At 43.3% G+C, this 16,314-nt stretch carries 12 protein-coding genes; 7 read left to right on the top strand and 5 right to left on the bottom strand.

Going from position 1 to position 16,314, the window contains the following annotated elements:
* Positions 1 to 206 precede the first annotated feature (206 nt).
* Positions 207 to 2,786 (top strand): family 20 glycosylhydrolase, encoded by a 2,580-nt coding sequence (locus BMX56_RS24915; protein ID WP_090652410.1) that lies wholly within the window; start codon positions 207 to 209, stop codon positions 2,784 to 2,786.
* A 104-nt stretch (positions 2,787 to 2,890) separates the two neighbouring features.
* On the opposite strand, the gene BMX56_RS24910 is transcribed toward BMX56_RS24915, so the two are convergent.
* Positions 2,891 to 3,727, bottom strand: coding sequence for a sulfite exporter TauE/SafE family protein (locus BMX56_RS24910; protein WP_090652409.1), 837 nt, complete (start codon positions 3,725 to 3,727; stop codon positions 2,891 to 2,893).
* Positions 3,728 to 4,014: 287 nt separating this feature from the next.
* On the opposite strand from BMX56_RS24910, the gene BMX56_RS24905 reads away from it, so the two are divergent.
* The 4 genes from BMX56_RS24905 to BMX56_RS24890 all read left to right on the top strand — a co-directional run bounded on the left by BMX56_RS24905 (position 4,015) and on the right by BMX56_RS24890 (position 9,082).
* Positions 4,015 to 5,388 (top strand): M16 family metallopeptidase, encoded by a 1,374-nt coding sequence (locus BMX56_RS24905; RefSeq protein WP_090652408.1) that lies wholly within the window; start codon positions 4,015 to 4,017, stop codon positions 5,386 to 5,388.
* An 83-nt stretch (positions 5,389 to 5,471) separates the two neighbouring features.
* Complete coding sequence (locus BMX56_RS24900) at positions 5,472 to 6,776, top strand: M16 family metallopeptidase (protein WP_090652407.1); 1,305 nt, start codon at positions 5,472 to 5,474, stop codon at positions 6,774 to 6,776.
* 21 nt (positions 6,777 to 6,797) lie between these two features.
* A complete protein-coding gene (locus tag BMX56_RS24895; RefSeq protein WP_090652406.1) occupies positions 6,798 to 7,172 on the top strand; it encodes a four helix bundle protein in 375 nt (124 codons plus the stop codon).
* Positions 7,173 to 7,234: 62 nt separating this feature from the next.
* A complete protein-coding gene (locus BMX56_RS24890; protein ID WP_090652405.1) occupies positions 7,235 to 9,082 on the top strand; it encodes a UbiD family decarboxylase in 1,848 nt (615 codons plus the stop codon).
* Between the two features lie 89 nt (positions 9,083 to 9,171).
* On the opposite strand, the gene BMX56_RS24885 is transcribed toward BMX56_RS24890, so the two are convergent.
* The 4 genes from BMX56_RS24885 to BMX56_RS24870 form a co-directional block, all read right to left on the bottom strand.
* Positions 9,172 to 9,918 (bottom strand): DUF72 domain-containing protein, encoded by a 747-nt coding sequence (locus BMX56_RS24885; RefSeq protein ID WP_090652456.1) that lies wholly within the window; start codon positions 9,916 to 9,918, stop codon positions 9,172 to 9,174.
* Positions 9,919 to 10,291: 373 nt separating this feature from the next.
* Positions 10,292 to 11,218, bottom strand: coding sequence for a homocysteine S-methyltransferase (mmuM, locus tag BMX56_RS24880; protein WP_090652404.1), 927 nt, complete (start codon positions 11,216 to 11,218; stop codon positions 10,292 to 10,294).
* A 213-nt stretch (positions 11,219 to 11,431) separates the two neighbouring features.
* Complete coding sequence (locus BMX56_RS24875) at positions 11,432 to 11,758, bottom strand: hypothetical protein (protein ID WP_090652403.1); 327 nt, start codon at positions 11,756 to 11,758, stop codon at positions 11,432 to 11,434.
* 11 nt (positions 11,759 to 11,769) lie between these two features.
* Entirely contained in the window at positions 11,770 to 12,102 is a 333-nt protein-coding gene (locus BMX56_RS24870) for a hypothetical protein (RefSeq protein WP_090652402.1), read from the bottom strand.
* A 164-nt stretch (positions 12,103 to 12,266) separates the two neighbouring features.
* Between BMX56_RS24870 and BMX56_RS24865 the strand changes: the two genes are divergently transcribed.
* Positions 12,267 to 13,568 (top strand): hypothetical protein, encoded by a 1,302-nt coding sequence (locus tag BMX56_RS24865; RefSeq protein WP_090652401.1) that lies wholly within the window; start codon positions 12,267 to 12,269, stop codon positions 13,566 to 13,568.
* A gap of 215 nt (positions 13,569 to 13,783) precedes the next feature.
* Positions 13,784 to 16,261, top strand: a complete 2,478-nt coding sequence (locus BMX56_RS24860; RefSeq protein WP_090652400.1) for an AsmA family protein — start codon at positions 13,784 to 13,786, stop codon at positions 16,259 to 16,261.
* Positions 16,262 to 16,314 lie beyond the last annotated feature (53 nt).

Genomic DNA, 16,314 nt, shown 5'->3' with positions numbered 1-16,314 from the left:
AGGGTGTTTCAGGCCGTACCAAGGTGTTTCACCCCGTGCCAGGGCGTTTCACCTCGTACCAGGGTGTATCACCTCGTACCGGTACACACAGCACACAGTTTGCAACGATTTTGAAAAATACAGCGATAATAATATCTCAACTTATTAAAATTATTTAAAAAGTTCCTTATATTTAGCTGCCCATTATTATCTAACATAACCCAACTATGCGCAAAATCTTTATCCTGACGCTGTTTGCAGCATTTTTTATAAGTACAGCCTTCAAAACTACCGATGCTGTAAAATTTAATGCCGCCGATCTGCGCATCAGCTGGGAGGTTATGGATAACAATTATCAGAATAAAAATGAAGCGTTAACCGCACTGGTAATTACCAATAACGGTAAAAATGTTTTGCCGGCGGGCGGGTGGAAGTTTTACTTTAACTCGGGCCGTGGTTTTACCGAGAATGCGGTAAGCGGCAACGCTAAAATAAACCAGGTAAACGGCGATTTATACAGTATTACCCCAACCGGGAGCTTTAAAGATTTGAAACCAGGCGAATCGGCCCGGATAGAATACGTAAACGAAGACCCCGTAGTAAACATTACCGATGCTCCTGAAGGCATATACATGGTTTGGGATGAACAACCCGAAAAAGGCTACAGCATTGGTTCTTTTGATATCAAGCCGTACAAACCAAGCTACGCCGGCCTGGTAACCCCCGAAATTGTTTACGACAGGAACAAAACGGTTACCGATATTCGCGCCGATCAGTTGCCTAAAATATTGCCTACGCCGGTAAGCTATACCGAAACCGGTGGTACGTTTATAATCGACGGAAAAACGCCGGTTGCTGCCGATGGAGCCTTTGCCAGGGAAGCAGCTTACCTGGCAAACGGCTTTAGTAAGGTATTGGGCAGGCCATTAGCTATTTTGGCCAGCACATCGGGTGCTGGTATCACATTAAAAAAAGTTGAGGGTATTGCTCCTGAAGGATACGAACTTAAGGTAAATGCGCAGGGTGTTGTCATTAACGCTTCTACGGCTGCCGGTGCTTTTTATGGCATCCAATCCTTAACAAACCTGGTTTCGCCCGCTGCATGGGCTAAAGCCGAAAAGAGCATCAAAATTCCTTGTGTAGATGTAAAGGATGCTCCCCGCTTTGCCCACCGCGCCGTAATGCTGGATGTGGCCCGTAATTTCCAGACCCAGAAACAAGTTATTAAACTGATTGAGGCCATGAGCCTTTATAAGCTTAATGTTTTGCACCTTCACTTAACGGATGACGAGGGCTGGAGAATTGAAATCCCATCGTTACCTGAACTTACTTCAGTTGGTTCAAAACGCGGGCATACGCTGGATAGCAAAAATCATCTGCCTGCATCCCACGGTTCGGGACCCGATGTAAATAATCCATACGGCTCGGGTTTTTATACTAAGGCGGAGTACATCGAAATATTAAAATACGCTACCGATAGGCACATCATCGTAATCCCCGAAATTGAAACACCCGGCCATGCCCGTGCATCTATCAAAGCCATGGATGCCCGTTATGACCGGTTGGTTGCCGAAGGGAAAAAAGACGAAGCCACCAAATATTTGCTGCGCGATTTGGACGATAAATCTGAATACCGGTCTGTACAATATTGGAATGATAATGTGATTAACGTATCGCTGCCGTCAACATATACTTTTGTTGAAAGGGTTGTTGATGATTTGATAACCATTTACAAAGAAGCCGGTGCGCCATTGCCTGGTATTCACTTTGGCGGCGATGAAGTGCCGCCTCATGTTTGGGAAAAATCGCCGGCCTACCTAACTTTAAAGGCCAGCCACCCCGAAATTCAAAATACCGGCGATTTATGGTATTATTTTTACGGCCGGGTAAACCAGATATTAAAAACAAAAGGTATTCACCTGGCGGGATGGGAAGAAATGGCCCTGCGCAAAACAAAGATAGACGGTAACGACACCTATGTGCCCAATCCCGATTTTACCGGCGAGCATTTGCAGGCCGATGTATGGAACAACGTTTTAGGCGGCGGGCAGGAAGACCTGGCCTACAAGCTGGCCAATGGCGGTTATAAAGTGGTGCTTACCTGTGTTACCAACTTGTACTTTGATATGGCCAACTACAAATCATTTGATGAGCCGGGCTATTACTGGGGCGCGTTTTTGGGAATCGATAAATTTTACTCCTTTATCCCATATGACTACTTTAAAAATGCCGATGTTGACAAAAACGGCGCGCCCATAAACCAAAACATATTTTTAGGTAAGCAGCGCCTTACCGATTATGGTAAAACCAATATCATTGGTTTGCAAGGCGCACTATGGGCCGAAACAGTTAAAGGTCCCGAGCGTATGGATTACATGATATTCCCCCGCCTGTTTGGCCTGGCCGAACGGGCATGGGCGGCAGACCCGGCCTGGGCTACCGAAAAAGACCCCATAAAAGCAAAACAGGAATATGAATTAGCATGGTCGACATTTTTAAATGTGTTAGGCAAACGGGAGCTACCTCGCTTAAGTTACTACAATGGGGGCTATAATTACCGGGTACCTAAGCCAGGCATTAGCCTGCAGGATGGTAAATATTCAAGCAATATCGAATTTCCAGGCTTAACTATCCGATACACCACCAACGGTAAAGACCCCGATGCCAACAGCAAAATATACACAGGTCCTGTTGATTATAAAGGAGGCGAAATTAAATTCCGCGCCTTTGACCCGAAGGGTAGGGGAGGCAATGTAGCTACAGGGGGCGAAGCCACCGAAGGAAAGAAACAGGGATCGACTTTATAAGTTTGAAGTCCGGGGTCTAAAGTCTTAAGTAAAAAAGATCCGCAGATCAAACAATTAACTGCGATTTTTTTGCATCAATGACCAATGACAGCGCAGCGAAATGACTAAATCTTATGCGTAAATCCGTTATATATCATTTGCGACGCTAAAAAGGTTACCACTACCGCAAATACCCAACGCAGCCAGCCGGATGAGCTGGTATGTACCAATATTTTTGAGCCACTTATCGCACCTAATAAAACGCCTATAGCCACTGGCATGGATAATCCGGGGTCAATATATCCGCGTTGCAGGTAAACCACCGCGCTTGCTGCAGCGGTAACCCCTATCATAAAATTACTTGTTGTGGTTGATACTTTAAAGGGGATACGCATAATGGTATCCATAGCCAGTACTTTTAACGCACCCGACCCTATGCCTAACAGCCCCGAAATTGTGCCTGCAAACATCATCATAAAAAACCCACCGCCTACATTTTTTACTTTATAGGCTACCGAACCACCGGCAGTTGGGTAGGTACTGTTCAGCTTCAGTTTTTCGGCCAGTACGCTGGGCTCCTGGTTTATGGATTCCACCTTTTTCTTTAACGACATGATGGCCGATAGGATAAGGATAACCCCAAACAAAATGGCGATGAAATGGGTAGGAATATAAACCGCTATAAGTGCGCCTACCATAGCGCCGGCAGTTGTAGCTATCTCCAAAAACATGCCCAGCCTGATGTTGGTAATGCCCTCTTTAACATAAGCAGCTGCCGAACCCGACGATGTTGCAATTACAGATACCAGCGATGCGCCGATAGCGTAATGAATATCTACCTTCAAAAGCAAGGTAAGCAATGGAATAATAACCACTCCTCCACCCAAACCGGTTAATGAGCCCAGCAATCCCGCAAAATAGGAGCCGATAAGTATAATAAGCGTTAGTACAATTACCGACATAGTTTGCAGCGATATTGGACTACGAAAGTAATAATAACTTTTTTAGATAAGATGCTTCTTTTTGGTTCATTGGTTCACGTGTTCATTGATCTTTTGCATCGGCTACTCCTTTGCAATTGAACTGAATAAGCCAACTCGAAAATAGAAGCGACACCAATGAACTAATGAGCCAGTGAACCAATCAACTAATCAGAACCAGTGAACTATATTATATTTTGATAAATAACATAGATAATACAATCCCGATTAATTTGTTTTGCTATTTTAAGCCCTTTAAAATTAAATACATGAACAAAAAAGCCTGCCTGTTTACAATTTTATCTGCGCTGTTCCCAATGCTGCTTGTTGCCCAAATAAAACTACCGGCCAACATGTTTTTAAAAAAACTCCCCAATGGATTGGATGTATTGGTTGTTGAAGATAATAGCGTGCCCCTGGCCACCATCATGATAACTACTAAAAATGGCTCCTATACCGAAACTCCAAAATTTAACGGGCTAAGCCACTTATATGAGCACATGTTTTTTAAAGCCAATAAAGATTATAAAAACCAGGAAGATTTTTTAGACCGTGTAAGCGAACTGGGCATGCAGTTTAACGGATCGACAACGTATGAAAATGTGAACTATTATTTTACCCTGCCCAAGTTTAACCTGAACCAGGGGTTAGATTTTATGAATTCGGCCATCCGTTATCCCTCTTTTAACGCCGAAGAGATGGCGAGGGAAAATATTGTTGTTGATGGCGAGTTTCAACGCCAGGAATCGAGCCCGACATTTGCTTTGAGCGATGCTATGGACCATCATATGTGGGGCAATTTGTACAGCCGCAAAAATGCTATTGGCAACCATGATGTCATCCGTTCGGCTACGCCCGATTTGATGGACTCTATCAAAAATAAATATTATTATCCAAACAATTCCCTGTTAACCGTTGCCGGCGATGTGGAGCACCAGGATGTTTTTAAAAAGGTGGAAGCCATTTATGGCAGCTGGAAACCATCAAAGTTTGATCCCTTTAAAAAGTGGCCTATACCGGAGTTTAAACCATTGGTAAAACCCGATTATTTTATGGTAGAATCGGCGCTGAGCAACGTGCCCTTTATTATGATTGACTGGCAGGGGCCAGATACCCGCAACGATGTACAGTCAACCTACGCGGCAGATGTATTCAGTTATATTTTAAACCAAAACTCGTCAACGCTCAAAAAGGCGCTGGTACAATCGGGGCTGGCGCTTGATGTAAGCATCAGTTATTTAACATTAAGCCATGTTGGGCCTATCACCTTGTTTGTGGTACCCAATCCTGATAAAATTAAGGAGTGCATGGCCGAAATAAAACGACAACTGGAATTGATGGATAAAGCTGATTATGTAACCGATGAGCAAATTACCACATCTAAACAAAAACTGGGCATCTTAAAGGTGCAGGAAGAAGAAGTCGCGTCGGACTTTGTTCAGGTTTTATCGTTCTGGTGGTCATCAGCATCCTTGGACTATTATACCACTTACAACACCAGGTTAAACCAGGTAACCCGGGCCGATTTGCAAAGCTATGTGCGCAAGTACATAAAAAACAAGCCCTACTGCGCCGGCATGCTCATCAACCCTCAACTGGCTGCACAGGTAAACCCTAAAACTTTTTTCAACGCATCGAACTGATTTAAGTCCGAAGTTTAAAGTCCTAAGAATTTCAATTGCTTTCGATGATGACAATTGACAAATGATATAAAACCTATATTCTAATGAAGAAAATATTTGTAACGTTTTTTTTTATCTGTGGAAGCCTGTCTGTTATGGCCCAGTCAGAAACAACGTCGTTTGATGTGGACGGGATAAAGGTAATTTTTAAGCCTACACTAAAAGATATTATCAACGTGCGCATGTTTTACCGGGGCGGCGTAACCAATTACCCGGCCAGCCAGGCAGGTATTGAAAAATTTGCACTGGAGGCTACTACCGAGTGCGGCACCAAAAAATATACGGGCAACGTATATCGCGACAGGGCCGATGTTTACGGCATTGACGTAGCGTCGGAAGGCGAATACGATTATGGTAATATCCAGATGCAGTGCATCACCAAATATTTTAACGAGGGCTGGGACTTATTTACCGAATCGGTTGTAAACCCTGTTTTTGAAGCAGGCGAAGTGGAATTATTGCGGAGTAAAATAGTAGCCAAAATGCGCGAAGATCAATCAAACCCGGATAAGCGTGCAGAGCAACTGGTTTTGCAAAATGCCTTCGAAGGCACGCCTTATGCCACCGACCCTGATGGCACCGAGGAGATCCTGAGCAAATTAACAGCGTCCGATCTTAAAAACTATTATGGCTCCATCTTCAACAAAAACAGGATGTTTATTGTAGTGGCCGGTAAAATCAGCAAAGAGGTGCTCATTGCCAAAATAAAGGCATCATTTGCCAACATCCCATCTGCACCATACACACCTGTTGCCTTACACGAACCGGCCTGGAACGATTACAAGGTGGTTAAGGAAGACCGCAACCTGCAAACCAACTACATAGATGCTATCATGAATGGCCCAACATTTAATAGCCCCGATTATGTGGCTTATCGTGTAGGTATTTCGGCGCTGGGTGGATCGTTATTCAGCGAGTTACGTACCAAGCTTAATCTGTCATATGATCCCGGTACGTATTCTGTAATGCAGCATATGCCTTATGCTTTAATGTACGTGAGTACAACCAGCCCAAAAGAAGCCGTAACAGCTATGAACGAGCAACTGAATAAAGTATTAAGCTACGGCTTAAGCCCGGAGGGACTTAAGCGCATAAAAAGCAGCTTTATTACCACCAACTATATCAAGCAACAAAGCACCGCCTCCATAACCGGCAGCCTGGGCATTGCCGAAATTTTGGGCGGCTGGCAACTTGCTGAAGACCTGCCCAAAGCCATCGAAAACGTAACGGTTGACCAAATAAACCAAGCTATGCAAAAATACATCGTCGGCCTGCGCTGGAGCTACTTAGGAGACCTGAAAAAGGCAGACGAAGCTGATGCCGCGTTTAAGATGACTGTTGGTCATTAGTCATTAAGGTAACTTGAATTTATGGGTAATCGTTTAGAAGATTTAGAAATTTATAATTTATCTCAAATATTTGGCGAACAAATATGGGAGCTGGTTATAAAATGGGATTATTTGGCGAAAGACGCCATTGGTAAACAGTTGGTAAGGTCAGCTGATTCTATTGCCGCCAATATTTCTGAGGGATTCGGGCGATTTCACTACAAGGAAAACAAAAACTTCTGCTATTTCAGTCTTGGGTCTATCCTGGAAACCAAAACAGGGCTACAGAAGGATAAAAGCAGAAAATTGATTGAGGAAGAGCACTATCAATTACTAATGAAACAATTAGAACTTATCCACCTAAAACTAAACGCCTACATCAAATTCATTGGCAAAAATATCCTCAATGACCAATGACAATCTGCAAAAATATAGGCACCAATGACTAATGACCAATGACTAATGACTAATTTCGCCCCATGGGTTATAAGAGTTTACAGGCTTGTATTGCCGACCTGGAAAAACATGGTCATTTGGTGCGGATTAAGGAGGAAGTGGATCCTCATTTACAGATGGCGGCTATCCACTTGCGGGTATTTGAAAACCAGGGGCCGGCCATACTTTTCGAAAATGTAAAGGGGAGTAAGTTTCCGGCAGTATCTAATTTATTTGGTACGCTGGAGCGGTCTAAATTTATCTTCCGGGATACGCTGGAGAAGATCAAAACACTCGTCGAACTAAAAAAGGATCCTATTAAGGCTATTAAAAATCCTTTTAAATATGCCAATGTAGCGCTTACAGCCTTATCGGCATTGCCCATGAAAGGTAGTGGAAGGGGCGCCCCCGTAAACTTTGGCAAATGTAACATCAGCGATATCCCGCAGATAGTAAACTGGCCTATGGATGGCGGGCCTTTTGTAACCATGCCACAGGTATACACCGAAGATGCCGATAAACCCGGCATCATGAATGCAAACCTGGGCATGTACCGCATACAATTGGCCGGTAACGATTATATTTTGAATAAAGAGATAGGCTTACACTACCAGCTACATCGTGGTATTGGGGTACATCAAACCAAAGCCAATGCAAAAGGCCAGCCTTTAAAAGTGAGCATTTTTGTTGGCGGCCCGCCAAGCCACCCGGTGGCTGCCGTTATGCCGCTGCCCGAAGGCTTATCTGAAATGACCTTTGCAGGCGCCCTGGGTAACCGTCGTTTCCGCTATTTTTATGATGATGAGGGTTTTTGCATTTCCTCGGATGCCGATTTTGTGATAACCGGCACTGTGATGCCAATGGAAAATAAACCAGAAGGCCCTTTTGGCGATCACCTGGGTTATTACAGCCTCGCCCATGATTTTCCTTTGTTAAAAGTGCATAACGTATATCATCGCAAGGATGCCATCTGGTCGTTCACGGTGGTAGGGCGGCCGCCGCAGGAGGATACCAGTTTCGGCGCATTGATCCACGAGATAAGCGGGGCAGCCATCCCGAAGGAGATACCGGGCCTGCACGCCGTTAACGCCGTTGATGCGGCAGGCGTTCACCCATTATTATTTGCAATCGGCAGCGAGCGTTATACGCCCTACATTAAAGAACGAAAACCACAGGAGATACTAACCATCGCCAACCACATTTTAGGTAAAAGCCAGCTAAGCCTTGCAAAATATTTGCTAATAGCTGCTCAGGAAGATGACCCGAGCCTGGATGTAAATAATATTGCGGCATTTTTACATCATATACTGCAACGCGTTGATTTTACCCGCGACCTGCACTTTTATACCCGCACCACCATTGATACCCTTGATTACAGCGGCGACGGACTGAACACCGGTAGTAAAGTAGCCATAACCGTAGCCGGCGATATTAAGCGCGAACTTTGGGCAGAGCTACCATCCTGGTTTGATTTGCCCCGCCCGATAACCAATATTAAAATGGCCATGCCAGGCGTATTGATGGTTGAAGTGCCCAAGCATGTGAATCATAAGGATATCGATAATGTTATCAGCATTATTGAATACCGGCTGAAAGAGGAAGAAGATGAACTGGGCGGACTGGCGCTCATGGTACTATGCGATGACGCAGCCTTTGCAGCAGCCAATATCAACAACTTTGTATGGGTAACCTTTACACGCAGTAACCCATCGCACGATATTTATGGTATAGGCAGCTTCACCGAGCACAAACACTGGGGCTGCAGCGGCCCGCTTATTATAGATGCACGCATTAAACCCCACCATGCACCGGCATTGGAGCGCGACCCTGAAGTTGAAAAGCTGGTTGATAAAATGGGCGAAAAAGGGGGGGCTTTGTACGGATTGATTTAGGTTAGAATTGATGCAAGGGGCGCATATTAATGCTAATTGAAAAAAGTACGTTAACCGGCTTGCCTGGAGTGTTTTTTGCAGGCAATATTCTAACCGGCGTACCGGTTCAACATTTGGAGGTTGTTTAAGGCATTGCCCATAGTGTTGTTAAAATAAGCATAAACCGTTTTGCCGTCTGCCAGCCATTCTTTTACATATTGTGCATATTCATATAAAAAGTCATCGGCATAGCTGCCGCGGTATCCCCCTTCGGGGCCATGAAACCGCAGGTAAACTACATCATCATGAACAGTTATCAACGGGCTTGCAGATGCCGGCATATCATGCAATACCATGCCCATATTATACCGCGCCAGCAGTTCATATATATCGTCACGATACCAACTCCGGTGTCTGAACTCAACTGCCACCTTCCATTCACAGCCCGGGTCGTTTAGCCGGATTGTGCTGATTAACCGCTCAAGCGCATGCAGGTTATTTACCTGTATACTGGCCGGGAACTGTACCAGCAGGCAACCTTTTTTATCACCTGCCTGGCCAACTGCCTGCATAAAACGTTCCACATCTTCGGGGTTAAAAGCCAGGTTTTTGTTATGCGTTATCTCGCGCCACAATTTATAGGTAAACTTAAAGTGATGGGGCACTTCGGCAGCCCATTTGGCAACGGTTTTACCAATAGGTAGTTTATAAAACGAACTGTTAATCTCTATAGAGTTGAACAAAGTAGCATAAAATCCTAACCTGCTCAGATGTCCCAATTCCGGCGGAAAATCGCGTTTGGGGATTGGGATTTGCAAACCGCTTATACCAGCGTAAAATAAATTATCGTTATCCACCCAATTATAATAGGAACCGCAGCTCAATTGTTTTATTCAGCACTATCATTCCAATAACTATTCAGCCCCTTTTCCAGGGCAAACGCATCTAATTGGGTTAACATAACTTAACATATTTTGAATATTTTTTTACATAAATATCTAATAATCAGTATTTTGTATTTTGGCACGGTTAACACTAAATTGATCTCGCAATTTAGGCGTATCCAAATAAAAATAAGGTATCGTTTGATGCTTATATCTTCCCAACGCTATAAGCTTATTCCCTTAGCTATTATTAAACAACAGCTTATCGCAGTTAACTATTTAGATGCGTTTGCCCTGGCCCCCTTTCATCTCTAACTTTTTACCCGTTCGCCTTTTACCTTTCACCTCACCCCAACTGCTGCAATTGCAAAATATCTTCAGGCGTTGTTTTACAGCAGCCGCCAATAATTTTGGCGCCCGCCAAATACCAGCTTTTTGCCCCGTCATAAAAATGGGAATGACCGGTGCTGGCAGGCAACCAACATTTATTTACAGCATCCCAAACTTCGCCCTTGTTTGGATAAACCAGGATATACTTACTGGTATTCGTGGCCGCTATCTTTACTAATGAAGCTATATGCTGTGGCGCGGTGCAGTTAACACCAACCGCTACTACCTGTGCCGATTGATTTAACAATTTTACAGCATCGGCAAAATCTTCCCCGCTGCTCAGGTGGCTTTCATCTTTACAGCTGAAACTGATCCAGGCTTGTACGCCGGGAAACTCCGCTAACAATTCCTGCAACGCAACGGCCTCATCTATACACGGAATGGTTTCGCATGCCAGTACATCTGCCCCGGTTTCTATTAATACCTGCATCCGGCGGCGGTGAAACGCTTTCAAATCTTCAATGCCTACACCGTAATTGCCCCGATACTCTGATCCATCGGCCAATGACGCCCCATAAGGCCCTACCGAGGCAGCTACCAATGGCCTTTCACGGCCGGGGAACGCTTTGATAAACTCATCACGCGCATCAAAAGCCAATTGTACGCTCAGCTGCATCAAGCCGATAGCTTCTTCGGTTGTATATCCGTGCTTTGCAAAACCTTCAAAGCTGGCCTGGTAGCTGGCGGTTGTTATGACATCGGCGCCTGCCATTAAATAATCATAGTGTACCTGCTTAATCAGCTCCGGGTTCTCGTTTAACAGTTTTGCCGACCATAAACTATGGTTAAGATCAGCACCCCTCGCCTCCAGCTCAGTTGCCATTGCCCCATCAAGAACAACCAAGCCCTTTTTTTGAATAAAATTATCGAAGATGTTTTTCATGTCTAAAATTCAGGGCTGCAAGGTAGCAATTGTATAATTTTCGGGTTATAACCTGATAAATAATAATTCTTACCTCATAGGGATTACATTTTTTGATATTGCACATTAACTGCAAGCCAAAGGAACAGCCCATTTGTAGCATGTCATTGCTGAATTTAAACCGTAGGCTGATACATACCCATAACGTTTTGCTTTTTTAATTTCAATATCGTCTTAATTTAATATCTTAATTCGGGTAACAATAATATAATTCCCGCCATATATCTCGTCATCGTGTTTCCAGTCCAGAGTCACGTTAATTGGAAACTTAGGGTTCGAACCAAGATTGACCGTAGCCGATTTACTGCTGTTTATCTTATAAAAAGCGGGTGCATTTTTTGTAGTATCATTTTTAATGGCAATTTCAATGCCGCCGCAATTAATACAATACCGGTTATCAACGCCTAATATTGTGCCCTGGCTCGCGTAAATTTTGGTACTGTCTTTTTTACACCCGGCAAGCACCAATAGGGCAAAAACAATAAAAAACAAATGTTTCATATTTCATTGTATTAGTTAAGCACCTTTATTTGAGTAACAACTATATAATTGTATGTAGCAAAAATGCCCGTATCCTTTTTGTAATTTAAATTAACGTTTATCGGGAACCGGGTATTTTCATTAATTCCCAATTGCGCCAGCGAGGAGTTGATATGATAATAGGAAGGTGGATTTTTTGCGGTATCGTTTTTAATGGTGATCAGTAAGCCACCACATAAAGGCGAAGGGCACATACGAAGGTCGTAGCCTGTTAAAACCCCATTACTTTGATACGGGGTTTCGTTATTCTTTTTACAGGATGCAAATAGCAACCCTAAACAAAAGATGATAGCAAGCAATTTCATGATTAGTTTTAGTATTAATACGAATTTAGTATCCGCAGCGATACAGGCTATTAAAAATAATTCAAAACCAGCACTTTATATTACAATTAAATACAAATACCAAAAAATAACTTATATTGGTGTTTGCTTTTAATTCAGTACCACATCAACCTTATTACCTGTAAATGACACCTACCCAAACCAATGCACCATGGCCAATATGGAGGCTGATAGCCTTCCGCTTTTTTTTCATTTACCTTACCCTGCAGATAGCGCCGCTGGCCTGGCTGGCCGAAATCCCGGGAGTTGGCAAGTTATTGTCTTTTTACTATTCCTTTGTCGATTGGGCTGTAACCACATCTAACAAGCTATTTTTTCATGTTCGTGAGGTATTGGTGCAGCCAAATGGCAGCGGTGATACCTCGTGGGCATGGGCACAACTGTGGGCGATGTTAAGTGTAACGGTTATTGGCTGCCTTATATGGTCGGTGCTCGACCGGAAGCGCGTTAACTACACCCATCTCAATTACTGGCTTTGCCTGGCAGCCCGTTATTACCTTGCTTTTTTTGCCTTAAGCTACGGTATACTTAAAATATACGCCTTGCAAATGCCGTTTCCAAATCTGCATCAATTGGCCACGCCACTTGGCGATTTGCTGCCCATGCGTTTATCGTGGATGTTTATCGGTTACTCCAAAACCTACCAGGTATTTTCGGGCGTTATGGAAACATTGGTTGGCTTGCTGCTGCTAAACCGCCGTACAGCAACTTTCGGCGTATTTATGGCGGCCGGCGTATTTGGTAATGTAATGATGCTTAACCTGAGTTATGATATCCCGGTTAAGCTATTTTCTATGGAACTTACTTTGGTGAGTTTGTTTTTACTGGCTAACGAGGCAGGTCGGCTTTATTACTTTTTTGTACTCAATAAGCCGGCGCCAGTTGCCGATGCCTATCATTTTAGATACACCAAAAAATGGATGCGCTGTGGTAGGATTGTATTCAAATGTATATTTATAATACTGGCAGTTTTTATGCAAATTATAAATAACTGGCAATACTACCACGAAACAAATGCAGCACCGGCTAAGCAGTCGCTAAAAAACGGTGTATACGAAGTTTTCATTTACTCGGTAAATAATAAGGAGGTTCCTTTATCCATTGCAGATACTTTACGATGGCATGACTTGATTTTAGAAAATGGCACCGGCAGTATCAAAACTGCCGACACCGCCTTCAGGCAGCGCTATAAACGGGGGTATTTTGCCTACACTACCGATGAGGCAAAACATATTTTAAAAATAAAAAAAATGGCCGGTGACAGCTTATGGATGGCCAGTTTCAGGTATGAACAGCCTGATAGCACAACCATAAAGTTATTGGGCAAATTGCATAATGATAACCTGTATGTAGTACTGAAACGGACAAACCGTCACTTCCAGCTGGCCGAACGGCAGTTCCACTGGCTAAGCGAGCGCAACAGGTAATTGTGAGATCTGTTGTCTGAGGACTGTGGTGTGTGGTCTGTAGGACGTGTAGTGCGGGCCGAACTTTTACCTTGGAGAACTTCCGATCTCAGAACACAGACCCCTGACCTCACACATCAGGCCACTGAACCCAATTGTAACAACTTTAGTGTTTAAATCTGTAGCTATCAAACAATTAATCAACATCCGCGCTTTGTATGATAAAATAGTTAGCAATGCCTAAATGGAGTAAAGTAGTATTAAAAGTGTTAGGGTCATTGATAGGCGTTGTAATCATCGCGTTTGCAGGCGTTTCCATGTACATCATCTTCAACAAAGAAAAGGTGTTAAAAATGATGACCGCCGAACTCAACAAAAACCTTAATGGTACGCTTACCATTGGTAAACTCGATCCTGCATTTTTCAAGGGCTTCCCCGGTGTTTCGGTAAGCCTCAAGGATGTGGTTATAAAAGACAAGCAATGGCCGGCACACCGCCATACCCTGTTAGATGCCAAAAACTTCGATGTATCTGTAAATGCCGCGGCTTTACTGCATGGCAGCGTGGAAATCAATAAAATAGATATCAGCAATGCTGTTATTGATTTGTTTACCGATAGCTCAGGGTACAGCAACACCGCCGTTTTTAAAAACAAACCAACGGATTCTGTTAAAATAGAGAAAAACACCAGCCCATCTACCCAGATCAAACGCTTTGGTTTAACCAATGTGAATTTTACCGTTGACGACCGCAAGGCCTTCAAGTTATTTAAGTTTGAGGTACAGGATGTTGATGGCCGCATGCAGTGGCCTGTTACCGGCTGGCACGCTTTCATCAGCCTGAAAACAATGGTTAAAAGCTTTTCTTTTAACACCAGGAAAGGTAGCTTTATGAAAGATAAACTACTCACCGGCGATTTTGATATCAGCTACCATCAACCATCAAAACAAATTACAGTTGCCCCTAAGGTTTTAAATATCGGTAGTGATGCCTTTACTATAGGTGGTAAATTTGACCTGGGCAAGCCGAACGTGAATTTTGCGCTTAACATTGCCAACGATAAAATTTTGTGGACAGATGCATCCAACCTGCTGGCGCCCAACATTACCAAAAGCCTTAAAATGTTTAATATTGATGCCCCGATAGCCGTAACTTGTAAAATTGCAGGCACTTTTGGCGGCGGGGGCGATCCATCCATATTTGTTACTGCCCGGATAAGCGATAATATTGTTACCATGCCGGGTGTTACGATTGAAAACTGCAGCTTTAGCGGGGTGTTTTCTAATAATTATATTAATGGCAGAGGACTTAATGATGATAACTCCGTTATCGAACTCTATCATTTTAACGGTACCTATAAAAAGGTGCCATTTACCATTGATACGGCTTTTATAAATAACCTGAATACACCGGTGGCCACGGGCATTTTTAAATCGAATTTTGATATTGCAAAACTAAACGGCGCCATTGGCGACGATGACCTGCGCTTTACCAAAGGTTATGCCGATCTTAAGCTGGCCTACAAAGCCGACCTGGTTAATTACAGAATCTCGAAACCGCAGTTAGGCGGTACTATCAACATAAAAAATGCCAATGTGAGTTACCTGCCCCGTAACCTCAACTTTAAAAACAGCGCCATCACTATCAAGTTTGCAGGTAACGATTTGCTGCTGAATAACATCCGCATGCAATCGGGTCAAAGCATTGTTTACATGAATGGCCGGGTGAACAATTTTTTAAACCTGTACTATACCGCTCCCGAAAAAATAGTACTTAAGTGGCGGGTACACAGTCCGCAATTACATTTGGCCGAGTTTCTTGGCTTTTTAAACCGGGCCGAGCCTGTTGAAAAGGTTAAAAGAGGTAAAAAAGCCAATATGAACGATGCCCTGAGTACCGCGTTTGAAAAAGGCACTGCCGACGTTCACCTGCAGGTTGATAAAGTATATTATAAAAACTTTTTGGCCACCGATGCCACTGCCGACTTTTTAATGGCCGATAACAGCATTAAGGTTAACAACTTAAGTGTTAAACATGCCGGTGGCTCATTAAAACTTAACGGCAATTTTGTACAGAATGGAAAGGTAAATGATTTTACCATCAATACTAAAATTGACAACGTAAATACCAGTAACTTTTTCCTGGCGTTTAACAACTTCGGGATGAATAGTTTTACATCAAAAAACCTGAGCGGATTTTTATCGGCACAGGCTCACATCACCGGTAAAATTAATGGTGCTGGCGATATTGTACCCGGCAGCCTGAAGGGCTTAACAACCGTTGATTTAAAAGAAGGTGCATTGCTAAACTTTAAGCCCATTACAAGCGTAGGTAAATTCGCTTTTCCGTTCAGGGATTTAAACAATATCCGCTTTCAAACGCTTAATATGAAGTTTGATATTGATGGGGATAAAATAAACATCAGCCCCATGCAAATTAATTCAAGTGCTATTAACATGAATGTAGCCGGCGTTTACTCACTATCAAGGGGCACAAATATAGCATTGGATATACCTTTGCGTAACCCAAAAGGCGATACGGCAATAATAGACGCAACCGAACGTAATAAAAAGCGTATGAAGGGGATCGTGTTGCATATTTTGGCAGCCGATGGCGATGATGGCAAAATAAAAATCAAGTGGAACAAAAACCGCGATAAAGACAAAAAAGATGATAAAAAAACTGAAAATACCGATGACAAAACAGGCTCTTGACGGTTATAAAAATGGTACGATATGTGCCTCATTTATAACAAATAAAATAGATG

Source organism: Mucilaginibacter sp. OK283, from assembly GCF_900110415.1.
GTDB lineage: Bacteria > Bacteroidota > Bacteroidia > Sphingobacteriales > Sphingobacteriaceae > Mucilaginibacter.
Note: the sequence above shows the minus strand (reverse complement) of the source record. Positions and strands in the feature narration are given on the sequence as shown.